Raw genomic sequence first — 23571 nt, 5'->3', positions numbered from 1 at the left:
GTATGGGGGCGAGTACGTGGCATGTGGACACCTCCTATGGGCCAAGCATCAAGGTGTCCACGAAACCGTGTCAACTCCAGCTTGGGCTCGTTTCGCGGGCGCGAAACAGGCTTGTGTCTGTTCGTCGTTCAGGGGGGCTTCGGGCTTGTTTCGCGGGCGCGAAATGGCTTGTGCCTGTTCACTGTTCAGGGGGGCTTCGGGCTTGTTTCGCGGGCGCGAAATGGCTTGTGCCTGTTCGCTGTTCAGGGGGGCTTCGGGCTTGTTTCGCGGGCGCGAAACGGCTTGTGCCTGTTCGCTGTTCAGGGGGGCTTTGGGCTTGTTTCGCGGGCGCGAAATGGCTTGTGCCTGTTCGTTTTTCAGGCGGTCTTCGGGTTCGTTTCGCGGGCGCGAAACTGACGATGGCGCGCCGTTGGTGGCTGAGTATTTTCAGGGGTTTCGCGCCCGCGAAATTGTGCCGACGACAGCGATCATGAAGCGGTTAGAATAGTAATCTGAGGGTGGTGGTGGCACAGATTCTGTGCCATTACGGTACATCGAGGTTTGCCGAAATTCGGGGCTAATCGGCATCATTTGGTTTCGCTCGGAGCTTTATGGGGGGTCCTCGAAATGGCCTTATGGTGCCGTTTAGCGCCCATTTGGGGCAATAAATCGCGATCTGGCGGCGAACACTCATAATGATGGGGTCCCCTGTTCGAATCAGGGCGTAGCCACCAATTATTTCAGGCACTCAGGGCTCTGCCTGGTCGCCTCAGTGGTCCCCGGGGACCACGAGGGGGCCGGGCAGGGGTCGTTTGCCGCCCTTTCCCCTTCTTTCCCCTTCTCTCTCCGAGAGCTCACGACCGTAATCGGCCGTCAGTCTTTCTGTTGCTCGTCATCTGAGGCGACCTGCTCATCGGGGACATACTCGAACAGGTCTTCGATTTCCGTGGGTTCTACTCTGGCACCCCCGGTCCGGTTAGGCTGACTGTATGGAAAACATAACGTTGCTGGACGGTGGGCTGGGTCAGGAACTGAATCGGCGTTTTGAGCGGCCGGCCCATCCGTTGTGGTCCTTGCATGTGATGCGGGAGCGTCCCGATCTGGTGCAGGCGGTGCACGAGGACTTCATCAGGGCGGGTGCGGAAGTGTTGACGATCAACACCTATACCGCGACGCCGCCAAGGTTGGCCCGAGACGGAGATGTGGCCTGGTTTTCGCCGATGCAGGCCGAGGCTTTCGCGCTGGCCGACGCGGCCCGCCAGAGTACCGGATGCCCATGGGGTCCGGTTTGGCTGGCCGGGTGCCTGCCGCCCCTGGTCGGCAGCTACAGCCCGGAGTCCGCCCCGTCGGACGCCGAGTGTCGCGAGCATTATGCGGCGATTGTTGGGGCCCAGCCCGATGTGGACCTGTTCATCTGTGAAACCCTGCCGTCGATCCAGGAGGGGGTTGCGGCAACAGAAGCGGCCCTGGAAAGCGGCAAGCCGGTCTACCTGAGTTTCACGGTAAGCGATGATATCCGGCAGCCACCCCAGCTACGTTCGGGAGAGTCGGTTGAAGCCGCGGTTGACGCTGTAAAGGGGTTGCCTCTGGCGGGGCTGTTGCTCAATTGCTCCACCCCTGAAGCAATCGAACGTGCGCTACCGAAATTGGCCGACGCCGGGGTCCCCTATGGAGGCTATGCGAACGGGTTCACCTCGGTCGAGGCTCTGAAACCGGGCGGCACGGTCGATGTTCTGTCTGCAAGGGAAGACCTCGGGCCCGACGCATATGCCACTGCGGTCGAGCGTTGGGTGGAGCTGGGAGCGACCGTGGTTGGGGGGTGCTGTGAAGTTGGCCCCGAACACATCCGCGCGCTGCGGGAACGGCTGAAGCCGTAAATCCCGCCATCCTGCACCCACGACCGCTTGTGACTCGAGGCGCTGCCAGGGAGGGAAGAGGCAAGCGGTAGGGTGGGCGGGTCGACTCAACGGCGCACGGCGGTGTCACCCGGATTCCGGTCCCGGCACACGGCCGGGACGCTCGGGTGTGCATCGAGCGCCATCCGCGTGACTTGCCCCTGTTCCTCGCTGGATCGACTGCGAGGCTTGCGTCCCTGGCATCCTCCTCGTATCGGGGGCCTCCTCCCGCCTGACGAGGCGTCCAGGGACATTCGCCCGGGCCAGTCGGTACATGCTCTCGCGGGTTCACGAGCGGGCGCGTACCCGTGTGCTAGATCGCCCGCTCGGGGGTGCGGCAGCGTGAGCATCAGGAACGTGTAATCTGCACCCACATGGACATCAGGAGGGTGGGGGATGCCGGCACTCCTGGATCGTTATCGGGGCGCGTTGCTGGGGCTGGCCTGCGGGGATGCGCTGGGCACCACGCTCGAGTTCCGCCCCCCGGGCACCTTCGCCCCGATCACCGACATGGCGGGAGGGGGTCCGTTCGGGCTGCAACCGGGGCAGTGGACCGACGACACCTCCATGGCGATTGCCCTCGCCGAAAGCCTGATGGAGCGCGGCGGGTTCGATGCATGTGACCAGATGAACCGTTATGTGCACTGGTGGCGGGAGGGATATGCGAGCAGTACCGGGGAATGCTTTGATATCGGCAACACGGTGCGCGCGGCGCTGTCCCGGTACGAGCGCTCGGGCCATCCGATGAGTGGCCTGGATAACCCCCGGAGCGCTGGGAACGGTTCGCTCATGCGTCTGGTCCCCGTGCCCCTGGCCTACCGGAAAACGCCGGTGCAGGCGCATGCGGCGGCACAGGCGAGTTCGAGGACCACGCATGCCGCCCAAGAATGCCTCGACGCCTGCCGTCTGTGGACCGGGTACATCCTGGCCGCCCTGCAAGGGGCGGGACGCAGCGAGATTCTGGAGTGCCCCTGGCGCGAGCTGCCCGGTTTCGTGGCCGGGGACACACTCGCGCCCCGGATCGAGGCGATTGCCCACGGGTCCTTCCGGCAGAGCGAACCGCCCGCGATTCGGGGCACGGGATATGTGGCCGAGAGTCTGGAGGCGGCGTTGTGGGCCTTCGATCGCAGTGACGATTTTCGGGAAGGGGCGCTACTGGCCGCCAATCTGGGTGATGATGCCGACACCACGGCTGCGATCTTCGGGCAGCTCGGCGGGGTCTTTTACGGAGAGTCCGGGATCCCTGAAACGTGGCGTACCCGGCTCTGGCAGCACGACCGAATCGCCGGCCTCGGCGATGCACTCCTGCAACTCTCGAATGCCGCACCGTCGGGTGTCCCGACGATGGAATCACCACAGGCGCGTTGAATACCCCCGGTTCGAACGAGCGCCAGCGACCCGCCGGAGATCGCCGCTCTCACCGGATGGCATCAGGTGCCAGATTGCCGTCGGCTCAATGAAGCCGACGACGATTCCGCCAATGAGCGGTTCACTGGACGGGCAGGCTGACGCCGCCGGCATCGCGGGTGCAGTGCCGCGCCTGCCGGTCTTCGTCAGTCGACGGAGAAGCTTTCGCCACAGCCGCACGCGGCGGTCACGTTCGGGTTGTTGAAGATGATTTGACGGGTGAGACCCTCGGCCTTGAAATCGATCTCCATTCCGCGCACGAATTCGAAGCTCTGGGGATCGACGTGAATATTGAGCTGGTCATCGACCCGAAAGACCAGGTCATCGCTGCGGGCCTCGTGCACCAGGTCAACCACATACATCCAGCCGGAGCAGCCGGTCCGTTTGACCTCGATCCGGAATCCGATGGCCTCCGGGTCCGTTTGCATCTGGCCGAGGATGTGTTGGACCGCGCGGTCGGTTGCGCGCAGGTGGTCGCCGGGTGGCACGTCCGTGGCAGTGTCCAGGGTTGTTTCGAGAGCTGAAGACATGGCTGTCGCTCCTGTTCGATGGATTGTATCGGCCACTGATGGGCGTCACGCATGCGGGGGCAGGCAGCTTGCTGCTCAATCCCAGCGGTCGTCACGGACCTGGACCGTGCCGTCCTGTACGCGCACGGGAAAACAGGTCAGGGATTCCACGGCCGGGGCGCTCAGGGCCCGGCCATCACGCAGACAGAACTCCGCACCATGGTGCGGGCAGGTCAGCCGGTCGCCGTCGAGCTTGCCATCGGCGATCGGGTATTCCTCGTGGGAGCACAGATCCTCGATGGCATAGAAGGCCCCCTCCACGTTGAATACCGCGATGGGCACGTCGTCGACGTCAACGATGCGGTACTGCCCCGGCTCGATCGCGGTCGCCGGGGCGACATCCACCCAGTCACTCATCAGAACATCCCCGTTTCGAGACGGGCGGCCTCGGTCATGCGTGAGGGGTCCCATGGAGGGTCAAAGACCATCTCGACCGAGGCCTCGGTGACCGTCGGGACCTCCAGCACCCGGTTCCGGACGTCAGTGGCGAGCGTGTCGCCCATCCCGCAGCCCGGCGCAGTCAGGGTCATCTCGATCCATACCCGGCGCATCCCGTCATCCAGTTTCTCGACCTCGCATTGATAGATCAGCCCGAGTTCGACGATGTTGATCGGGATTTCCGGGTCATAGCAGCTGCGGATCTGTTCCCAGACCAGGTTTTCGACGTCGGCGTCGGTCGCATTGTCGGGCAGTTGCGGCGGCGGCAGCGGTGTCTTGCCCAGCGCATCGGCATCCCGGCCGCTGATGCGGAACATGCGCCCCTGGGCGGTGACGGTGAATGAGCCGCCCAGGGCCTGCACCAGTGCCAGCTTGCTGCCTTCGCCAATCATGACCTGGTGGCCTGCCGGCACGGCGACCGCGAGCGTGTCGCGTTCCAGGGTGACGATTTCCTGTGACTGCATCTAAGGTTCCTCCCTGCAGGGACTTCAGTAGCCGATCGAGCCTTCGATCGTCCCCGGCAGTCGCCGGGACAGCCGGTCCCGCATGGCCTCGCGGACCGGTTCGAGCGACATGCGCTCGAGGACCTGCTCGGCAAAGGCGTGAACCAGCATGGCGCGGGCCGTCTCGCGGGGGATGCCGCGGCTGGTCAGGTAGTACAGGGCCTCCGCATCCAGCTGGCCGACGGTCGCGCCGTGGGCTGCCTTGACGTCGTCGGCGTAGATTTCGAGTTCCGGCTTGGCATCGATTTCGGCTTTGTCCGACAGCAGCAGGTTGGCGCTGTGCTGTTCGGCGTCTGTCTTCTGAGCGCCCTCCTCGATGAGCACCCGGCCCTTGAAAACGCCCCGCCCATGGCCCTGGGCGATACCACGGTACTCTTCGTGGCTCCGGGTATGCGGTACCGAGTGATGCACGCGGGTGTGCGTGTCGGCATGCTGCCTTCCGCCGACCAGGAACAGACCGTTGAGGTGGATCTCGGCGCCCGGTTCGATCAGGTCGACATTCAGGTCATGGCGCACCAGCCGCCCGCCCATGTTTACGTTGTGCGAGGTTACAACGCTGTCGCGGTGTTGCCGCACAAAGACGTTACCGACGTGATAGGCGGTGTCGCTGTGTTCCTGCAGCAGGTAGTGCTGCAGCCGTGCCCCGGCTTGGGCGACGATCTCGGTCACCACGTTGGTGAAGCCGCGCGCGCCCTCCGCATCCACGTAGTGTTCCAGCACCGTGGCAGCCGCCTGCTCCTCGGCGACGATCAGGATGCGCGGATGGCACCATAGCGCTTCGCTGTCGTCATTGCCGTACAGCAGAAGCTGCAGCGGGCGCTCGAGTGTGACCCCCCGCGCCAGATGGATCAGCACGCCGTCGGTCATGAAGGCCGTGTTCAGCGTCGGGAACGGCGAGAACCTCTCATGGGAGACCGCATCGACGTGCGGTTGCAGAAAGTCCGGGTGTTCCCGGAGCGCGTCGTTGAGCCCGTGGATCTGCACGCCCTCGGGGAGAGGATCCAGCTGTGACAGGTCCGGTCGCAGGTGGCCGTCCTCGAATACCAGCCGGATTGGTTCGAGCCCGGCGGGGGCATGCCCGGCGATGGTTGCGGCGTCGAGCGCATCGCGCCGTTCCGCTGCGGCAAACGCCTTGGTGGTCAGCGGACGGACGTTGGTGTATTTCCATTCTTCGTCGCGCGGGTCGGGGAACCCCGTTTCGACGAAACGGCGGGCCGCCGCGCGGCGCCGTTCGAGCAGCCACTGCGGAAGGTGGCCCGGGAGCGTTTCGTCGAGTTGTTCCGCCTGCTGGCCGTAGTGGGTGTCGCGGCTGATCGCACTCATGCGGCCTCCTCGATGATCGCCTGGTAACCATCGCGTTCAAGCTCTTCTGCCAGGGTCTTGTCGCCCGACTTGACGATCCGTCCGCCGGTCAGGACATGTACATAGTCGGGTTCGATGTGACTCAGCAGTCGCTGGTAATGCGTGACCAGGACGATCGCGCGGTCCTCGGAGCGCAAATGGTTGACGCCTTCCGATACGATCTTGAGGGCATCAATGTCGAGGCCCGAGTCGGTTTCGTCCAGCAGGGCCAGCCGGGGCTCGAGCACCAGCATCTGCAGGATCTCGTTGCGTTTCTTCTCGCCGCCGGAGAACCCCGAGTTGACCGCGCGATGCAGGAAACTTTCGTCCATCTGCATCATCTGCATTTTTTCGCGCACCATGGTCAGGAACTGGAACGTATCCGCTTCCGGTTCGCCCAGGTGCTTGCGACGGGCGTTGTAGGCTTCCTTGAGCAGATAGATATTCTTGACGCCCGGGATTTCGACCGGGTACTGAAAGCCGAGCAGCAGACCCTCGCGCGCCCGGATCTCGGGATCCATTTCCAGCAGGTTCTGTTGCTGGTAGGTCACGGAGCCCTCGGTGATCTCGTAGCCATCGCGCCCGCCAAGCACCTGGCAAAGGGTGCTCTTGCCCGAGCCGTTGGGGCCCATGATCGCGTGGACTTCACCCGGCTTGACCTCGAGATCGATGCCTTTGAGGATCTCCTTGCCGTCGATGTCTGCTTTCAGGTTCTCGATCTTAAGCATTTGGTGTTCTCCCGGTCGGGTTTCCGGTTGTGAAATGGAAGGAGGCATCAGGCCCTGGCCTCCATGTGTTCGAGCGCAAGTTCCCGGATGCGAAACATCAGGGCCTCCATGCCTGCCCGGCGCGTAGGGCTGAGGGCTTCGTCGATGCCGATCTGACCGAACATCTCGTAGGGGTCGGTCTGCAGAACGTCTTCCGGCGTCTTGTCACGAAACGGCAACAGCATCAGTGCCATCAGACCTCGCACCATGGACGTTTCGGCGTCGGCCTGAAACACGAGCCGGGGCGGGTCATGGTCGTCCAGGTGGGCGATCAGCCACGCCTGGGTGTTGCAGTCCTTGATGCGATTGGTCTCGTTTCTCGCCTCTTCCGGCAAGCCGGGCATCTTGCTGCCAAGGTCCTCGATCATCTTGAACCGGTCGTCCCAGTCCGGAAGCATCTCGAAGGCCGTCATCAGTTCCTGCTCGTTCATGTCTTGGGTCCTCCCGGTTCGTGTATGGCTCGCAGACCGCTGTCGATCTCGCGCGGAGGCTCAGCCGACCGCGCCCTCCAAGGACACGGCGAGCAGTGCCTCGGCTTCGGTGGCGAACTCCATGGGCAGCTCGCCAAAGACCTCCTTGCAGAAGCCGTTGACGATCATGTTCACCGCATCCTCCTCGGACAGGCCCCTCTGTTTCAGGTAGAAGATCTGGTCGTCGCTCACGGTGGACGTGGTCGCCTCGTGCTCGATCTGGCCGCTCGGGTTCCTGGACTCGATGTAGGGGTAGGTGTGAGCGCCGCAGGTGGAGCCGAGGAGGAGGGAGTCGCACTGGGTGTAGTTCCGCGCGTTCTCTGCCCCCGGAGTCATGCGAACCAGACCGCGATAGGCGTTGTTCGCGCGACCGGCTGAAATGCCCTTGGAGATGATGGTGCTGCGGGTGTTGCGACCCACATGGATCATCTTGGTCCCGCTGTCGATCTGCTGGAAATTGTTGCCGACGGCGACGGAATAGAATTCGCCAACCGAGTTGTCTCCGGTGAGGACGCAGCTCGGATACTTCCAGGTGATCGCGGACCCGGCTTCGACCTGCGTCCAGGCGATTTTGCTGTTGTCGCCCCGGCATTCCCCGCGCTTGGTGACGAAGTTGTAGATTCCGCCTTTGCCCTCCTCGTCGCCCGGGTACCAGTTCTGAACGGTCGAATACTTGATCTCGGCGTCCTTCTCGGCGACCAGTTCCACCACGGCGGCATGCAGCTGGTTCTCGTCGCGTTGTGGCGCGGTGCATCCCTCCAGGTAGCTGACGTGGGAACCTTCCTCGGCGATGATCAGGGTCCGTTCGAACTGTCCGGTGTCCATCGCATTGATGCGGAAGTAGGTGGACAGCTCCATCGGGCAGCGCACGCCCCTGGGGACGTAGACAAACGAGCCGTCCGAGAACACGGCGGAGTTCAGCGCGGCGAAGTAGTTGTCGTTACGTGGCACCACGGTGCCGAGATACTGTTCGATCAGTTCCGGGTGGTTCTGCAGGGCCTCCGAGAAGGAACAGAAGATGACCCCGGCCTCCGCCAGCTTCTCCTTGAAGGTGGTCGTGACCGAGACGCTGTCGAACACGGCATCCACGGCGACCCCGGCCAGACGCGCCCGTTCATGCAACGGGATGCCAAGCTTCTCGTAGGTCTCGAGCAGCTTGGGGTCGACCTCGTCCAGGCTCTGGGGGGCGTCGTCTTTCGATTTGGGGGCCGCGAAGTAGGAGATGGCCTGAAAGTCGATCTTCGGATAATGCACGTGGGCCCAATTGGGCTCGCGCATCTCCAGCCAGTCGCGGTAGGCGGCAAGTCGCCAGTCCAGCATGAACTGAGGCTCGCGTTTCTTGCGCGAAATCGCGCGGATCACATCCTCGTCGAGCCCGGGCGGCAGGATGTCCTGATCAATGTCGGTCGAAAAGCCCCACTTGTAGTCGCGCTTGACGAGTTGCTCGATGTCTTTCGGCTGTGTCGACATGCTTGGTCTCCGTTCTTCGGGTTGGTGGGATTCCGCGGCCCGGAAGCCGCCATGAGCGGGAACCCCGACAGAAACGCTCGCCCTTGCGGGAGAGCCGGACACAAATGCTGCAGGCTCTCTCGGGTACGTCGCCTCTACCGGATCCAGGGACGTGGTCCATGGATTCCCGGACGTGTTCGGTGCGCGATCCGCACCTTCGTCACCCGTGTTGCAATACGCTAATGGAATTCCTGAGTGTTTCAATAAGGTATTCGGAGCGCATGGACTCTTGGCCATACGCAGTGCGGGGAACCGCGGGCCGCTTCGGTGCGGACCGGATGTCGGTCTGCGGAAAATCCGCGCGGTCGGACTATCCTCGGATCTGTGCCCCGGCACAAAGGGGAGCAGCTGTACGGAGGTGGGCCATGGAGGACCGGGCCTGGATGAGCGAATTTCTGACCCGGCCGACTGGGGCCCAGTTGCTCGACGAGGCCCGCACACCGCAAGGCGTAGCAGCTGCCATGGTGGACAATACCCAACGTCCGGGTGATCTCCGGATGCCGCCCACCGGCGATCTGATCATCAGCCAGGTCCGGTCGCGGCCGTTTCATGTGACAGCCGATCTGGGGGCGGGTCGCGTGGCCCGCAACGTCTGTCCGGGAGAATTCGCGCTGATCGCCCCCGGGGTGCCGCACGTGGGCGCATGGCGGGCACCGCACATCTGCGTTCGCTGGGAATTCCTGCCGAGCTGGCGCGTGCCTGTCTGGAGCTGGACGTCGATGAACCTCTGGAGTTTGGTGCGTTGCACGCCGATTTGCAGCAGGATCCGCTGATCGCACATGGTCTGGAGGCACTGTGGGGAGAGCTGGGGCGCGCCGATCCGCCGGCACGCCTGTTCAGCGACAGCATTCTCTCCGCGATCGTGGTCCGTCTGGCCCGTCTGGCGGCAGCCCGGGGTCCCGCCCCGTTCCCGCGCGGCGGGCTGGCCCCGCATCACTCGGCGCGGGTGATCGACTATCTCCAGGCTCATCTCGATGAGCGCGTGACGCTGGGGGATCTGGCCGCGCTCACAGGGCTCTCGCCGTGGCACTTCGCTCGCGCGTTTCGCCAGTCACACGGGGAACCGCCCCACCGGCATTTGACGCGCCTGAGGGTGGAGCGTGCCCGTGAGCGACTGGAGCACGGTGATGATCCGGTCGGCGAGATTGCTCTCGCCGTGGGCTACACCCCGCAGCAGCTTGTGCGGCACTTGCGTGAGGCCACCGGCCTGACCCCAAGGGAATATCGTCGCCAGTCCCGGCGCTGAGCCTGCCTGTCCGCACCGCGCGAAGACGCAAGATGCGGGAATGCGGCGCAAGAACAGGGAAGTCATCCGGACCTCCGTGGACCAGACTTCGGTACCAGGGCGGCCGGTGTGCCGGTGAGCTCGAAGTGACCCGAAGGGATCAACGGAGGTGTGTCATGAGGCGAATGAGCATCCGGGCCAGTCACGGCTGGGGGGTTCCCGGCCTGGCCATGGCCTTGCTGGGTTTGTCGCTGGCCGGTTCGGCGACCGCGGCCGGGAAGGGGGAGGCCTTTATCTGGAACCCCGACTCGCCTGATCTTGAATGGGGCGAATGCCCGGCATTCATGCCCGACGACTGCCGAATCGCAGTCCTCCAGGGGGATCCTGCCGAGCCCAACGCCGACGTGTTCTTCCGTTTGCCCGGTAACAGCACGGCGGACCACCACTGGCACACCAGCGCGGAGCGCATGGTTCTGGTGAGCGGCGAGATGCAGGTGGATTACGACGGCCAGGAGCCCGTGAAGCTCGCCCCCGGCACGTATGCCTACGGGCCGCCCCGGCTGGCGCATACTACGCACTGTGTTTCCGAGGAGGACTGTGTGCTGTTCATCGCATTCGAAGATCCCGTGGATGCCCATCCGGTGCATGCCGACTGAGTCTTCGGGCCGCCGGCCGGTATCGCCGGCGGCCGCGTATTGCCGCGGTTTCGGGCTGGGGATACACTTTCTGCCCCATTCTCTGTCTCAGGCCCCGATTCATGAAACGTTACGGTATACGTATTCGCATGCCCGAGGACGCGACCTTCCGCATGCCGCATCTGCTGGGTCCGGACTGGGAGGCCTTTCGCTGGTACGAAACCGAAGAAGCCCGCGAACATGCCTACGCCGAGATCACGGCCGATCTGCCGATCTACCGCAAGGGCGATCGCCCCGCGCAGATCGTCGAGCGCATCGAACGTGATGCCTGACGTGCACGCGCGGCGCATTGCGGCCGCGCTTCAGCCGGCGCCCCGGACCAGACTGGCCGTGTCCATGGGTTCCATCAGGTAGCACAGGCAGTCCTGAGTGATGACCCGGGTGTCCAGGGTCAGCATCGAGGGCATCGCGTCCCGCCGCAGCCGGATCTCCTCGCCGCGGGTCTCCAGGTAGGTCCCGGTAACCTCGCCACCGTCTTCCGCGTGGACCACCAGCGGGTCCTCGACCTCCGGGCGGCGCCGCACCAGGCAGGAGCCGGCCGGCAGCATCTGGAAGTTGAGCCGGTCCAGATCGGGCTCCAGCCGCACATCCGCATCCGTCCCCGTGCTCGCCCGCATCCCCGGGCGCAGGCGTACGCGCGCCACGGTGTGGTAGATGTCGATCGCATTCGGTGCCGGCGGGTGGTCGGGGAACGCGCTCAGGTGCAGCACCGCATCCACCATCTCGAAGGCATGCTGTACCCCGGCGTGGTCTTCCGGGTGGCCGCATTCCAGGGTGACCGAAGGGGCCAGCTCGGCCAGGGCCATCGAGGCTACCCCGCGCGGGCGGGTGAAATAGACCACCGTGCGTCCGAACAGGGCTGCCAGCTGCATGAAGCTCGGGTCCAGGCGGTTGATGCAGGCGTAATGCGGGTTGCGTCCGGTGTTGTTGTGCAGGTCGATGGCCGCGAACAGCCCGCGCTGACGCAGCCGCTCAACCAGCCGTTCGAACCGGGCCGCTTCCGTGGAGCCGGGCTGTTCCGTGCCCGGCCAGATCCGGTTGAAGTCCGGCTGCTGATCGAGATGACGCTGCTTCACGGCGGCGGCCTGCGGATTGCCGATCACCAGGGTCAGCGAGCGGGGCAGCTCGCGGTGGGTGTAGTGGCGCAGCAGCTGCTGGATGGCGTGCAGTCCCACCGGTTCGTTGCCGTGCAGCAGCAGCACCACGGCCACCGCCGGCTCGCGGCGCCCGCGCAGGTGAATCAGTGCTGGCTCGGGTACCACCTCGCACAGGGTCTCGGGAGTGGCGTCGAGGAAGCCGTCGGGCAGTTCGGAGTATTCGTGGATCGCGGTATTTTCGGGCTGCATGTCTTCTGGATTCCGGTGGGTTACAGGCCCCAGTCGTGGACCGGGGCGCCGGCATTCTGCCAGCCGCGATAGGCGCGCACGAGCCCCGCCCAGTCGCGTCCGTGGCGGGCCACCCAGCGCTTCTGCCAGACGCTGCCGGTCTGGCCGCTGTCGACCCGCGCGGCGATGATGCCCAGCAGGGCATCGCGTTCGTGTGGATCGACCTCGAGGTTTTCCAGGCCCTCGGCTGCTCGGGGCAGCAGCTGCTGCCGGATCAGGCGCGGGGCCGGCAGCGGGTCGCCGTGGCCCCAGCGCAGCCGGGCGTGCAGGCCGTCCCTGGCGGCGTGATAGAAATTGTCACGGGCCTCCGCGAAGGGGGTGTCGGCGGTCCCGTCCCCGGGCCGGTCGCGCAGCCATTCGATCAGCCCCAGAGCGAAGGCCGCGTTCGCCAGCATGTCGATCAGGGTCGGCCCGGCGGGCAGGCAGCGAAACTCCAGGCGCAGGTGGTGCTCGCCGGTGTCATCGGTGCCGACGATCGGCCGGTTCCAGCGCCAGATGGTGCCGTTGTGCAGGGACAGGTGGGCCAGATCTTCCGGCGGGCGCTGCAGATCGACCGGCAGCATGACCGGGAAATGGTCGCGGTTCTCGCGGAACAGTTCGCCGACGGAATTGTGCAAGTAGCCGCTGCCGAAGGTCACCCGGCGCATCGGTCCGCGCGCCGAATCGGCAAAGCCCCCGGCCTCCACCGCCTGCTCGAACAGCGGGATGCGGCTCTCTTCCCACAGCTCGTGGCCGAACAGATAAGGCGTGTTGCCGGCCGCCGCCAGCACCGGCGCGCTGGCGACCATCGCGGCATTCAGGCTGCGGTGGGCTTCGCCCGGGGCGCAGCCGATGTGGATCTGGAACGAAGTGGCCAGCGACTCCAGCATCACGTCGTCGTGATCGTGCAGCAGATGCTCGCGCCCGCGGATATCCACGTGCAGCGGCCGCCGGGCACGGCTCTGCAGCACCGCCTCGTTGAGGGCACGAAACCGCGCCTGGGGCGACATGTGGTGCAGTCCGAGTTCCTCCGGCGGCAGGGTGGCGAGGCTGCCGGCCATCAGCACCTGGCCGTTGAAGCGCGCGGCGGCCCGACCGGCCCTTTTCACGGTGTCGCGCAGTTCCTGCAGGATGGCCGTGAAGCTGCCCGGTCCTGCGGCAAATACCGAGGTGTTCAGTTCCACGTTGAAGCGGGCCAGTTCACGCGAGACCAGCGGGCTGTCCATCGCCTCCAGAAAAGCGTCGTTCTCGGGCAGCGCGCGGCCTTCGGCATCGCACAGCCAGGCCTCGATCTCGAACCCCAGGGTGGTGGGGCCGCGCGGAGTGTCCCGGTGGCGGTCAAGCCAGGCGAGCAGGAGATCGGTCTCGGTGGCCAGTGCCCCGCGAAAACGTTCGTGGTCTTCCGCGGTGAAGCACTCCGACCCGATCTCCTCGCCCATGCCTCAGTCCTCGTGGTCGTCCGCGCCGGCGGGGTCGTCGTAGAGGGATTCCAGGAGATCGCCCCAGCGCTGTTCGTGCAGTTCGATGAATGCCAGCAGCGCCTTGCGGAAGGCCAGATAGTCGGCCTCGAAGCGTTCGAAGTCCTCGCCCCCGTTGAGCAGCTTCGCCGCGCGGTCGGTCTGGTTGAGGCTGTCGCGCAGGTTCAGGCTGGCGGCCATCGCCCCTTTTACCCGTTCGCGCTCATGCGGGATCCAGGCGCGGTCGGACAGTAGCGAGCGCAGGTTCTCGCCCAGTTCCAGCAGGCGCTTGCGCAACCGCGGGATGGCGCCGATGGTGCCGGTCTTGAGGTCGGCCCAGACGGCGTCGTGTATCAGGTGCATCCAGCGCTCCCGCAGGTCCGCGGTGGTCTCCGGGTCGAAGGCGAACGACGCCTCGAGCTGTTGCGGATCGAAGGGCATTGCGTATCCTTGACCTTGGGTAATGTGCCGCGCCACGCGGCGGCCGGCTGCTGGCCGGGAATAGCACCCGGGGACTCAGCGTCCTACAGGGTACAAGAACAAGCAAGGCCACACAGATGGCCTGCGGGATGCGAGGAGATAGAACAATGGCGACGTGGTTCGCTCAGAGGCGGCTGCGCCAGCAGGTCTGCGACCTGCGACCGCAGATGTACCGCATGGCCTACGCATGGTGTCACGACGCCGCGCTGGCCGACGATCTGGTTCAGGAGGCCATGATGAAGGCCCTCACCCGGCTGAAGTCGTTGCAGGACGAGAACGCGCTCAAGTCGTGGGTGTTCCGCATCATGACCAACTGCTACCGCGACTGGGGACGGCGGCAAAAGGACACGGTCGACGTCGACAACATGGAGCTGGCCTGCGAGGACTGCCCGGAGCAGCAGACCGAACGTAACCGCCGGGTCTCCGAGGTGCATCGTGCGATGTCCGCACTGAGCGCCGACCACCGACAGGTGGTGGCCCTGGTGGACCTCGAAGGCTTTGCCTATGCCGAGGTGTCCGAGGTGCTGGACGTCCCGATCGGTACGGTGATGAGCCGGCTCAGCCGGGCCCGGGCACAGCTGAAGAAACAATTGCTGGAACAGCAGCCCGCACCGCAGACCGAAACGGCACCCGAGGACGCCGCGGAAGGGGGCGAGGCCGGGCCGCAACTCAGGGTAGTGAGGAGCCAGAATGGCTGACGACCGACTCAAGGCGCAGGACCGTCCCAGCGAGGAGATTCTCAACGCCTTCGTGGACGGCGAGTTCTCCCCGGAGGACCGGCTGCATACGCTGCAGGCGATCGCCTCCAGCGAGCACCTGAGCCGTGAGGTTTGCGACATGCATCAGCTCAAGGAGCTGGTCGCGATGGCGTACGAGGATCTGCCCGAGCCCGCAGGTGGCTGCCGCGGCAGTGATTCGGATGATGAGGAGGCCTCGGGCGCGCCCGGATTCCTCGCCCGCACGCGCCCCGGGGGTGCGGGGCGCAAGGGCTGGTTTTCGTCGGTGGCGGCCGGCGTGGTGGCGCTGGTGCTGGGATCGGTGGCGGGCTACGAGGTGACCCGGGATGCCGGCCTGCTGGTCCAGGGCCCGGGCTCCGACAACCGGGCTGAGTCCACGCTGGCGACCGGAGCGCCCGGGGGTGATCCCGCATCGGGGATGCACGAAGTGACCGGGGCGCCGGTCACGGAGGGCGGGGGCGCGCCCCATGCGGCGCATGCGGCCGAGGAGAGTGACCGTCTCCTGCTCCACGTGACTGACGTCGATCAGCGTGCCATGAAAGAACTGCTGGACGACATCGAGGCGATGTTCGACGAGGCGGCCCGCGACCAGCGCGCCCTGGATGTGCAGGTGGTGGTGCACAACAAGGCCATCGACATGCTGCGTGCCGACCGTGCCCCGTTCCCGGAACGCGTGGCGGCTCTGAGCCGCGAGCATGAAGGGCTGCAGTTCACGGCCTGCAACGAGACCCTCGCCCGGCTGGCGCGGGAAGAGGGGCAGTCCGAGATCCCGATCCTCCCGCACGCCGAACGCGTCGACTCGGGCGTGGCCGAAGCCGCCCGCCGTCAGGCGGAGGGCTGGATCTACGTCAAGGTCTGATCGGCCCGGGTATGCCACGTGAGGGGGGCACAGGCGCGCCCGCGCTGCGGGTTTCCTTCACTTTTGCCCGGCTTTCTCCCGCTGATCCTGCTGGCGAGCCTCCTCGCGGGGGCGCCGGCGTTTGCCGACGAGCACTCGGTTGAATCGGGCGACATCCTGCGGCTGGTCTATCACGTGGATTCCGCGGATCCGGGCGAATTCAGTCTGGTGCTGCGCTATCTGAAGGAACACGTGGTCAGCGATGGTCCGGAGGCGCTGGATGCCCGCGTGGTCCTGCACGGGGATGGTGTGCGCCTGCTGGAGGCCGGCTCGATCGGAACGGCGACCGCGGTGGAGCTGGATACCCTGCGGCTGCAGGGGGTCGAATTCCTGGTCAGTCGACGCTCGCTGGAGGCCCGCGGGCTGGAGCGATCCGATCTGCACGACGTCCTGCGCGACGAGGTGGTGAGCAGTGGCATCACCGAGCTTTACCGGCTGCAGCGCAAGGGGTTCAGCTACATCAAGCCCTGAGCCCGGCGCAGCTCCGCGTCCAGCGCGGCCAGGCGCTCGGGCGTCCCGATGTCGCGCCATTCCCCGCGGTAGTGCTCACCGCAGACACGGCCCCTTGCGATGGCTTCGCGCAGTACCGGCCCCAGCGGTCGGGGGCCCGGCTCGAGCGAGGCGAACAGGTCGGGGTGGTACCAGCCGATTCCGCTGAAGGTCAGGCGCGGCCCGTCGGCTTCCGCGGAGATGCGGCCGTCCGCTGTCAGGGCGAAATCGCCTTCTGGGTGCTGCGGCGGGTTGTCCACCAGCACCAGGTGCGCCAGCGGCGCCCAGGGGTCGTCGATCGACCCCGGCAGCCGGGCCGGGGGGGCGAGTGGATGGTCGCACCAGACGTCACCGTTGACCACCAGAAAGGGCGACTCCCCCAGCAGTGGCAGGGCCTGGCGGATGCCGCCGGCGGTCTCCAGGGCCCCCGGGGGTTCGGGCGAATAGCGGACCCGCAGTCCGAAGGCCGCGCCATCGCCCAGGCGCGCCGGGATCTGCGCGCCCAGGTGGGCGGTATTGATGACCACATCCTCTACGCCGGCCGCCGCCAGGCGCTGCAGCGTCCACTCGATCAGCGGACGGCCCCCGGCCTCCAGCAGTGGCTTGGGGCGCTCGTCGGTGAGCGGGCGCATGCGCTCCCCGCGCCCGGCGGCGAGGATCATGGCCCGCATCACGGCGGGTTGCCGGCCGGAGTGGCGGGGGTCGCGGGGTTCTGTGGCAGGTGCTGGCGCATCCAGTCGGCGACCGGCGAGAGTTCGGGGTGGGCCAGCCCGCGGCGCAGCAGGCGGTGCAGTCGCGGTTCGTGGCGCCGGTAGTCGGGTTTGCCGTCGCGCCGGTGGAGCCGGGTGAAGATGCCCAGGATCTTGGTCGCACGCTGCGCCCCCAGCACGCGGTAGTGCGCGCGAAAGGCCTCCTGCGACCAGGTGGTGCCCCGGAGATAGCGGGCGAGGGCTTCCTGCACCACCGCGGGGGATACGTCCCGCCGCGCATCCTCCAGCAGGGACACCACGTCATACGCCGGGCTGCCCAGCACCGCGTCCTGGAAATCCAGCAGCGCGCAGCCGGTGCCCTCGGGCGGGATCATCAGGTTGTCCACGTGGAAATCGCGCAGCACCAGCACGGGCGTCAGGGGAGGCAGGGCCTCGAGGGTCCGTGTCCAGGCGGTTTCCCAGGCGCTGCGTGCTGCGTCGCCCGGTGGTTCGCGGGTGATGTCGGGGACATGCCAGTCGATGAACAGTCGCGCCTCGTCCAGCAGGCGGGCGGTATCGTAGGCGGGCAGCGGCGGGGTCTCCTGCGCGGGATGCCCGGGCCAGGCCCGGTGCAGTTCGACCAGACGGTCGATCGCCCGCTGGTACAGGGCGCTCTCGTCCTCGCCGTCGGCCAGGGCCCGCGTGAAGGTGCGGTCACCGAGATCCTCGAGGACCACGAATCCCGCCTGCGGGTCTTCGTCATGGATGCGCGGCGGGCGCTGGCCCAGGGCCTGCAGCAGGCGGGCGATGCGCAGGAAGGCATCCACCGGTTCTCGCTCCGGCGGGGCGTCCATGATCACCACCGGCTCGCCGTCGCGCCGCGCGCGGAAGTAGCGCCGGAAGCTGGCATCCGCGCGCAGGAGCTCGAGGCCCTCGAAACGCCCGGGGCGCCCCTTCAGCCAGTCCCGCAGGGCCGCGGCACGGGCATCTTCCGTTGCGGCGGTCATGTCGGGCGCGCCCATGCGAGGTCAGGCCATCGGGGCGGCCGGGGCCGGCAGACGCTCCACCCGGGTCTCCAGCCGGCTGTCGGGGTAGAGTTCCAGCACGCGGTAGCCGGGGCGTCCGGTATCCGGATCCTCGTCCAGCTGGTACTCCGCGGCACCGGGGCGGAACTGCACGCAGGTGGCGGGGCAGCCGAGCAGGCGGACATCGCCATGAAAGGTGTCGACCACCTGGTGCGCATGTCCGAACACGCAGGCCCGCACCTGCGGGTGGTGGTCCAGCACGGCGAACAGGGCGTCGGCATTGGTCAGTCCCATGCTGTCCATCCACGGGCTGCCCACCGGTACCACCGGATGATGCAGGGCGATCAGCGCCGGGCGTTCCGGATGGGCGGTGAGAGCCCCCTCGAGGCGCTGCAGTTCGGCGTCGGACAGGTGACCGGCCGGTTCTCCGGGCTGCGTGGAGTCCAGGGCGATCAGCTGCCAGCTGCCCAGGCGTTCGCTGCGATGGACCGCATGACCGGCCGACTCCAGGGTCACCGCCAGTTCACGTGCGTCGTCGTGGTTGCCGGCCAGCGCGCTGGTGGGCCAGGGTCCGGTGTCATCCAGCAGTGCCTTCAGGCGCGTGTAGGTCTCCGGCGACGGGTTCTCGGCCAGATCGCCGGTCAGCAGCAACCGGTCGGGCAGGCCTTCACGCGCCCGGGCGGTCTCGAGGACGTGGCGCAGCGCGAGATCGCTGTCCGGGTAGCCGGCCCGCACCGGCCCGGGTTCTTGGCCCAGATGGCTGTCGGTGACCTGGATCAGGCGTAGCGGTTCGTGCATGTTCGCTCCCGGTGAAGTGACGGTCTGTACTGTACCCGGCACATGTGTTCTATTGCAGGTTTACCCCTTGTGGCGGGTTGCGCCGATGTGGCGGACCGCGCCGCGAGCCGGAGGTGCATCGTGTTGGATCCCGACTATCGTCCCTCCGCGGACGAACCCTACATGAATCCGCGTCAGCTGGACTATTTCCGGCGCAAGCTGGAGGCATGGCGGGCCGATCTGATCGCCGAGTCGGAAGAGACCCTGGAACACCTGCGCAGCGAGACCTGGCAGGAGCCGGACCCCGCCGACCGCGCCACCCACGAGGCCGATGCCGGGGTCGAGCTGCGCACCCGCGACCGCTATCGCAAGCTGCTGAACAAGATCGACGAGGCGCTGGCCCGCATCGAGCGTGGCGAGTACGGCTACTGCGAGGAGACCGGCGAGCCGATCGGCCTCGAACGCCTCGAGATCCGCCCCATCGCCACCCTCAGCGTGGCCGCCCAGGAGGCGCACGAGCGCGACGAGGCCCGCGGACGCTGATCCCGGGGCGGCCTGGCTACCCCTCCAGCTCGCGCGTGAAGACCCGCGAGTTGCGCGCCTGATTGTAGCGCTGGCGGCGTTCCGGCGGGAGGTCGTCGACGCTGCCCGGGACGTAACCGCGTTCCTGGAACCATTGTGCCGTGCGGGTGGTAAGCACGAATACCCGGCGGATCCCCTGTTCGTGCGCCAGCGCCTCCATCGCGGTCAGCAGGCGGTCGCCCCGCCCGTGGCCGCGGTATTCGGCGTGCAATGCCAGGCACGCGATCTCCGCGTCGTGGTTGCCGAACGGGTACAGCGCCGCGGTGCCGATGATCAGCCCGTCGACCTCCAGTACCCGGAAACGGTCGATCTCCAGTTCCAGGTGCTCGCGGGCGCGATGCACCAGCACGCCCTCGGCCTCCAGTGGCTCCAGCAGCGCGTGGATGCCGCCGACATCGTCCAGGGTTGCCGGGCGCAGGCGCTCCAGCGGCTCGCGCGAGACCAGGGTGCCGATGCCCTGGCGGGTGAACAGTTCCGTCAGCAGTCCGCCGTCATCGCGGCGGTCGACCAGGTGTACGCGCAGGTCCCGCGCATGGCAGGCATCCACCGCGCTGCGCAGGTGGCTGGCGAGCTCCTGCGGCAGATCGTCGCGCTGTTCCAGGATGCGCTCTGCTGCGGGCACGGTCAGCTGGTCGAGGACGTCGTCCTGCGGCCCGCGCAGCACGCCGGCTTCCGTCAGGAAGATCAGCTTGTCCGCGTCCAGGGCGATCGCCACGCGGGTCGCGACCTCCTCTCCCGACAGGTTGAAGACCTCGCCGGTGGGCGAGTAACCCAGCGGCGAGACCAGCGCGACCTGCTCCTGATCCAGCAGCGCGGTGAGTGCGGCGGTGTCCACCCCGCGCACCTCGCCGGTGTAATGGAAATCGACCCCGTCGCGGACACCCAGCGGGCGCGCGGTGACGAAGTTGCCGCCGGCCACCCGCAGGCGTGCATTGCCGGTGCCCGGCTGGCCCAGGCTGCGGGACAGCAGGCCCTCGATCTGCAGCCGCAGTCGGCCGACCGCGTCCAGTACGGCATCCAGCGCCGCGGCATCGGTGACCCGCAGGCCCCCGGCGTACTGCGGCTGCAGGCCGCGTTCGGCCAGGCGCGCCTCGATCTGCGGGCGCGCGCCGTATACCAGCACCACGCGCACACCCAGTGCATGCAGCTTGGCGATGTCCCGCATCAGGGCAGGAAACTCCGCCGCCTGCGCGGCCTCGCCGGCCAGCGCGATGATCATCGTGCGTCCGCGGTGCGCGGCGATGTATGGCACCGCGTCGCGGAACCACGCGAGTTCTCCGGGCGCCGGGGCGCGACGTGCGGGGCGCGGGCGGGATGGATGGTCTGGGGGGTTCACGCGGATCCCTCGCGATGCAGGTGGGCTAAGGGTTGAGCGGCGGGGCCGGGCGATACGGTGGGTGGCCGAATGCAGGCGCGTTCCCGGTGGCCTGAATCAATTCTGGAGGCGGTGCGCGACGGCAGGCAAGTGCCCCGGCGCGGTGCTCATTGGCCGCGCGCGGTCTCGCGCGCGGCATCCAGGCCGGGGATGCGGTCACCTGCCTCGATCCCGTGCTGCGCGAACCATTCCGCGTTGACCTCCAGTGCATACTCGATCGGTGCCACGGACCAGTGCAGGCGGGTGGTCTCGGGCGCCATGGTCTCGATGTTGGTGATCTCGCCGTCGCCGTCGATGAAGGCCACATCCAGCGGGATCAACGTATTGCGCATCCACATCGCCCGGCGGTCCGGCGTATCCCAGATGAACAGCATGCCGCGATCGTCCGCGAGCGCCTCGCGGAACATCAGGCCCTGGCTGCGGCTGGCGTCATCCGCGGCCAGTTCCACCGTCAGTTCCCGGTCGCCGACCTCCAGGGTCGTCTCCGGCAGTCCGTCGTGCTCGGGCGGCGTGGCCGCGGCGGGCGCGGCCAGCAACAGCGCGGCGACCAGGACGACCAGTCCGGTCTGCCACCGTGCCGGGATCAGGCGGCGCACAGCCGGGGCCGGCCGGCCCCGGGCATGCACTGCGGCATGGTTCATGCCGGGTGCCTGCGGTCAGCTGTCACCGTTCATGCGGCCAACCGCGCAGCTGGCGAAGGACTTCGCCTTGGCGCCGGCGGAGCGCAGTCCGGAGACCGATCCGGCCTCCGGGTAGCCCATATGGGCCAGCTTCTCGCGGATCGCGTCGGCGGCGGACTCCGGCGCGGCGACCTCCACCGCCCCGTTCTCGACATCCACCTCGGCGGATTCCACGCCGTCGACCTGCATCAGGCCCTTGCGGATGGAGCTGGCGCAGCCGCCGCACTTGATGTTCTCGACCTCGAATTTCATGGGCGTTTCCTCACCTACTGGGTATTGATGCTCGCATTATGTACGATCCCGCATTTCCACGAACGTTCGCGAGACCTGCCCATCATGCCTGCCTATCGTTCCCGCACAACCACCCACGGCCGCAACATGGCCGGGGCCCGCGCCCTGTGGCGCGCCACCGGCATGAAGGACGGCGACTTCGACAAGCCGATCGTCGCCGTCGCCAACTCCTTCACCCAGTTCGTGCCGGGACACGTGCATCTGAAGGACATGGGCCAGCTGGTCGCGCGCGAGATCGAACAGGCCGGTGGCGTGGCCAAGGAATTCAACACCATCGCGGTGGACGACGGCATCGCGATGGGCCACGGCGGGATGCTCTATTCGCTGCCCTCGCGCGAGATCATCGCCGACTCGGTGGAGTACATGGTCAACGCCCACTGCGCCGACGCGCTGGTGTGCATCTCCAACTGCGACAAGATCACCCCGGGAATGCTGCTGGCGGCGATGCGCCTGAACATCCCGGTGGTGTTCGTCTCCGGCGGGCCGATGGAGGCCGGCAAGGTGCAGGCGCCCGGGCAGGACAACGTGATCCACCTCGACCTGGTGGATGCGATGGTCAAGGCGGCCGATTCCAGCGCCAGCGACGAGGAGGTGGAGGCCGTCGAGCGTTCCGCCTGCCCCACCTGTGGTTCCTGCTCCGGCATGTTCACCGCCAACTCGATGAACTGTCTGACCGAGGCCCTGGGGCTGTCGCTGCCGGGCAACGGTTCGCTGCTGGCCACGCATGCCGCGCGTCAGGCCCTGTTCGAGGAGGCCGGGCGGCGCGTGGTCGACCTGGCGAAGCGCTACTACGAGCAGGACGACGCCTCGGCCCTGCCGCGTTCCATCGCCACCTTCGAGGCGTTCGAGAACGCGATGAGCCTGGACATCGCGATGGGCGGCTCCACCAACACCGTGCTGCACCTGCTGGCGGCCGCGCGCGAGGGCGAGGTCGATTTCACCATGGCCGACATCGACCGCCTGTCGCGCCATGTGCCCAACCTGTGCAAGGTGGCCCCGGCGACCCAGCAGTACCACATGGAGGACGTGCACCGCGCCGGCGGTGTGGTCGGCATCCTTGCCGAACTGGACCGTGGCGGGCTGATCCACCGCGACATCCCCACCGTGCATGCCCCGACCCTGGGCGCCGCCCTGGAGCAGTGGGACGTGATGCGCCATGCGGCCGAATCCGAGCGCCTGTACAGCGCCGCGCCGGGCGGGGTGCCCACCCAGACCGCGTTCAGCCAGGATCGCGCCTGGGACAGCCTCGACCTCGACCGCGCCAACGGCTGCATCCGCGATATCGAGCATGCCTACTCGCAGGACGGCGGCCTGGCCGTGCTCTACGGCAACATGGCGCCGGACGGCTGCATCGTGAAGACCGCCGGCGTCGACGAGAGCATCCTGACCTTCTCCGGCCCGGCGCGGGTGTTCGAGAGCCAGGACGCCGCGGTCGAGGCCATCCTCGCTGACCGCATCCGGGCGGGGGACGTGGTGATCATCCGCTACGAGGGTCCGAAGGGCGGTCCCGGCATGCAGGAGATGCTCTATCCCACCTCGTATCTGAAGTCGAAGGGGCTGGGCAAGGACTGCGCGCTGATCACCGACGGGCGGTTCTCCGGTGGGACCTCCGGGCTGTCCATCGGCCATGTCTCGCCGGAGGCGGCGCAGGGCGGGGCGATTGGCCTGATCGAGGAGGGCGACACCATCGTGATCGACATCCCCGCGCGCGAGATCCGCATCGACGTGGACGACGCCACCCTGGCGGCGCGGCGCGAGGCGATGGAGGCCCGCGGGGCGAAGGCCTGGAAGCCCGAGTCGCGCAATCGGCCGGTGACCCGGGCCCTGCGTGCCTATGCCCTGATGACCACCTCGGCCGCGTTCGGCGCGGTGCGCGACATCTCCCCGCTGGAGGACGGCTGACGCCGGCCACTGCGCTGCAGCGCCGGT

Annotated in this window: 25 protein-coding genes and 1 pseudogene; 10 read left to right on the top strand and 16 right to left on the bottom strand. The window is 67.1% G+C overall.

Annotation, left to right across the window (positions count from 1 at the left end; genetic code table 11):
• The first annotated feature begins 968 nt into the window (after window positions 1–968).
• Both D571_RS0104065 and D571_RS0104060 read left to right on the top strand, forming a co-directional pair.
• Entirely contained in the window at window positions 969–1856 is an 888-nt protein-coding gene (locus tag D571_RS0104065; protein ID WP_018935398.1) for a homocysteine S-methyltransferase family protein, read from the top strand.
• Between the two features lie 414 nt (window positions 1857–2270).
• Window positions 2271–3242, top strand: a complete 972-nt coding sequence (locus tag D571_RS0104060; protein ID WP_018935397.1) for an ADP-ribosylglycohydrolase family protein — start codon at window positions 2271–2273, stop codon at window positions 3240–3242.
• Between the two features lie 185 nt (window positions 3243–3427).
• Here D571_RS0104060 and D571_RS0104055 read toward each other — a convergent pair whose 3' ends face one another.
• From D571_RS0104055 to sufB, 7 genes are all read right to left on the bottom strand, one after another.
• Window positions 3428–3811, bottom strand: a complete 384-nt coding sequence (locus D571_RS0104055) for an iron-sulfur cluster assembly accessory protein (RefSeq protein WP_018935396.1) — start codon at window positions 3809–3811, stop codon at window positions 3428–3430.
• A gap of 75 nt (window positions 3812–3886) precedes the next feature.
• Window positions 3887–4207, bottom strand: coding sequence for a non-heme iron oxygenase ferredoxin subunit (locus tag D571_RS0104050; RefSeq protein ID WP_018935395.1), 321 nt, complete (start codon window positions 4205–4207; stop codon window positions 3887–3889).
• A complete protein-coding gene (gene sufT, locus D571_RS0104045) occupies window positions 4207–4752 on the bottom strand; it encodes a putative Fe-S cluster assembly protein SufT (protein ID WP_018935394.1) in 546 nt (181 codons plus the stop codon). The genes D571_RS0104050 and sufT overlap by 1 nt, the downstream gene beginning before the upstream one ends.
• A gap of 24 nt (window positions 4753–4776) precedes the next feature.
• The gene (gene sufD / locus D571_RS0104040; RefSeq protein WP_018935393.1) at window positions 4777–6114 is read right to left on the bottom strand and encodes a Fe-S cluster assembly protein SufD; all 1338 of its coding nucleotides are present in this window, start codon (window positions 6112–6114) and stop codon (window positions 4777–4779) included.
• Entirely contained in the window at window positions 6111–6860 is a 750-nt protein-coding gene (sufC, locus tag D571_RS0104035) for a Fe-S cluster assembly ATPase SufC (RefSeq protein ID WP_018935392.1), read from the bottom strand. Before sufC ends, sufD begins: the two co-directional genes overlap by 4 nt.
• Window positions 6861–6907: 47 nt before the next feature.
• Entirely contained in the window at window positions 6908–7330 is a 423-nt protein-coding gene (locus tag D571_RS0104030) for a SufE family protein (RefSeq protein WP_018935391.1), read from the bottom strand.
• A gap of 60 nt (window positions 7331–7390) precedes the next feature.
• The gene (gene sufB / locus D571_RS0104025) at window positions 7391–8839 is read right to left on the bottom strand and encodes a Fe-S cluster assembly protein SufB (RefSeq protein ID WP_018935390.1); all 1449 of its coding nucleotides are present in this window, start codon (window positions 8837–8839) and stop codon (window positions 7391–7393) included.
• Between the two features lie 422 nt (window positions 8840–9261).
• Here sufB and D571_RS14600 point away from each other — a divergent pair.
• The 3 genes and pseudogenes from D571_RS14600 to D571_RS0104010 all read left to right on the top strand — a co-directional run bounded on the left by D571_RS14600 (window position 9262) and on the right by D571_RS0104010 (window position 11070).
• Window positions 9262–10124: pseudogene (locus D571_RS14600) on the top strand (helix-turn-helix domain-containing protein).
• A gap of 209 nt (window positions 10125–10333) precedes the next feature.
• Window positions 10334–10759: a cupin domain-containing protein gene (locus D571_RS0104015; RefSeq protein WP_369773854.1), complete on the top strand. Its 426-nt coding sequence runs from the start codon at window positions 10334–10336 to the stop codon at window positions 10757–10759.
• A gap of 101 nt (window positions 10760–10860) precedes the next feature.
• Window positions 10861–11070 carry a hypothetical protein gene (locus tag D571_RS0104010; protein WP_026287561.1) on the top strand — a complete coding sequence of 70 codons (210 nt, stop codon included), beginning with the start codon at window positions 10861–10863 and terminating at the stop codon, window positions 11068–11070.
• A gap of 30 nt (window positions 11071–11100) precedes the next feature.
• Here the strand turns inward: D571_RS0104010 and D571_RS0104005 are convergent, their stop codons facing one another.
• The 3 genes from D571_RS0104005 to D571_RS0103995 are packed head-to-tail and all read right to left on the bottom strand — an operon-like array spanning window position 11101 to window position 14060.
• Window positions 11101–12144, bottom strand: coding sequence for a M14 family metallopeptidase (locus D571_RS0104005; RefSeq protein WP_018935386.1), 1044 nt, complete (start codon window positions 12142–12144; stop codon window positions 11101–11103).
• A gap of 20 nt (window positions 12145–12164) precedes the next feature.
• The gene (locus D571_RS0104000; protein WP_018935385.1) at window positions 12165–13601 is read right to left on the bottom strand and encodes a hypothetical protein; all 1437 of its coding nucleotides are present in this window, start codon (window positions 13599–13601) and stop codon (window positions 12165–12167) included.
• A 3-nt stretch (window positions 13602–13604) separates the two neighbouring features.
• Window positions 13605–14060 (bottom strand): hypothetical protein, encoded by a 456-nt coding sequence (locus D571_RS0103995; protein WP_018935384.1) that lies wholly within the window; start codon window positions 14058–14060, stop codon window positions 13605–13607.
• A gap of 146 nt (window positions 14061–14206) precedes the next feature.
• Here D571_RS0103995 and D571_RS0103990 point away from each other — a divergent pair, with 146 nt between their 5' ends.
• The 3 genes from D571_RS0103990 to D571_RS0103980 all read left to right on the top strand — a co-directional run bounded on the left by D571_RS0103990 (window position 14207) and on the right by D571_RS0103980 (window position 16205).
• Window positions 14207–14797 carry an RNA polymerase sigma factor gene (locus D571_RS0103990; protein ID WP_018935383.1) on the top strand — a complete coding sequence of 197 codons (591 nt, stop codon included), beginning with the start codon at window positions 14207–14209 and terminating at the stop codon, window positions 14795–14797.
• Window positions 14790–15695, top strand: a complete 906-nt coding sequence (locus D571_RS0103985) for a hypothetical protein (RefSeq protein ID WP_018935382.1) — start codon at window positions 14790–14792, stop codon at window positions 15693–15695. The genes D571_RS0103990 and D571_RS0103985 overlap by 8 nt, the downstream gene beginning before the upstream one ends.
• 63 nt (window positions 15696–15758) lie before the next feature.
• Entirely contained in the window at window positions 15759–16205 is a 447-nt protein-coding gene (locus D571_RS0103980; protein WP_018935381.1) for a DsrE family protein, read from the top strand.
• On the opposite strand, the gene murU is transcribed toward D571_RS0103980, so the two are convergent.
• From murU to D571_RS0103965, 3 genes are read right to left on the bottom strand one after another with little or no spacing between them, the layout of a single operon-like run.
• On the bottom strand, window positions 16190–16894 hold the full coding sequence (gene murU / locus D571_RS0103975) for an N-acetylmuramate alpha-1-phosphate uridylyltransferase MurU (protein ID WP_018935380.1): 705 nt from the start codon (window positions 16892–16894) through the stop codon (window positions 16190–16192). The two genes, D571_RS0103980 and murU, sit on opposite strands and share 16 nt — an antisense overlap.
• Window positions 16894–17919 (bottom strand): aminoglycoside phosphotransferase family protein, encoded by a 1026-nt coding sequence (locus tag D571_RS0103970; RefSeq protein WP_026287560.1) that lies wholly within the window; start codon window positions 17917–17919, stop codon window positions 16894–16896. Before D571_RS0103970 ends, murU begins: the two co-directional genes overlap by 1 nt.
• Before the next feature lie 21 nt (window positions 17920–17940).
• Window positions 17941–18735 carry a metallophosphoesterase gene (locus tag D571_RS0103965; RefSeq protein WP_018935378.1) on the bottom strand — a complete coding sequence of 265 codons (795 nt, stop codon included), beginning with the start codon at window positions 18733–18735 and terminating at the stop codon, window positions 17941–17943.
• Between the two features lie 162 nt (window positions 18736–18897).
• Between D571_RS0103965 and dksA the strand changes: the two genes are divergently transcribed.
• Entirely contained in the window at window positions 18898–19257 is a 360-nt protein-coding gene (gene dksA / locus D571_RS0103960; RefSeq protein WP_232196937.1) for an RNA polymerase-binding protein DksA, read from the top strand.
• 16 nt (window positions 19258–19273) lie between these two features.
• On the opposite strand, the gene argA is transcribed toward dksA, so the two are convergent.
• The 3 genes from argA to D571_RS0103945 all read right to left on the bottom strand — a co-directional run bounded on the left by argA (window position 19274) and on the right by D571_RS0103945 (window position 21603).
• A complete protein-coding gene (gene argA / locus D571_RS0103955; RefSeq protein ID WP_369773853.1) occupies window positions 19274–20638 on the bottom strand; it encodes an amino-acid N-acetyltransferase in 1365 nt (454 codons plus the stop codon).
• Between the two features lie 140 nt (window positions 20639–20778).
• On the bottom strand, window positions 20779–21312 hold the full coding sequence (locus tag D571_RS0103950; RefSeq protein WP_018935375.1) for a DUF192 domain-containing protein: 534 nt from the start codon (window positions 21310–21312) through the stop codon (window positions 20779–20781).
• A 15-nt stretch (window positions 21313–21327) separates the two neighbouring features.
• The gene (locus D571_RS0103945; protein ID WP_018935374.1) at window positions 21328–21603 is read right to left on the bottom strand and encodes a heavy-metal-associated domain-containing protein; all 276 of its coding nucleotides are present in this window, start codon (window positions 21601–21603) and stop codon (window positions 21328–21330) included.
• A gap of 84 nt (window positions 21604–21687) precedes the next feature.
• Here D571_RS0103945 and ilvD point away from each other — a divergent pair, with 84 nt between their 5' ends.
• Window positions 21688–23544 (top strand): dihydroxy-acid dehydratase, encoded by a 1857-nt coding sequence (gene ilvD / locus D571_RS0103940; protein WP_018935373.1) that lies wholly within the window; start codon window positions 21688–21690, stop codon window positions 23542–23544.
• Window positions 23545–23571: the final 27 nt, after the last annotated feature.

Origin of the sequence: Thioalkalivibrio sp. ALJ24, from assembly GCF_000377785.1 — a bacterium.
In the GTDB taxonomy this organism is placed as follows: Bacteria; Pseudomonadota; Gammaproteobacteria; order Ectothiorhodospirales; family Ectothiorhodospiraceae; genus Thioalkalivibrio.
Note: the sequence above shows the minus strand (reverse complement) of the source record. Positions and strands in the feature narration are given on the sequence as shown.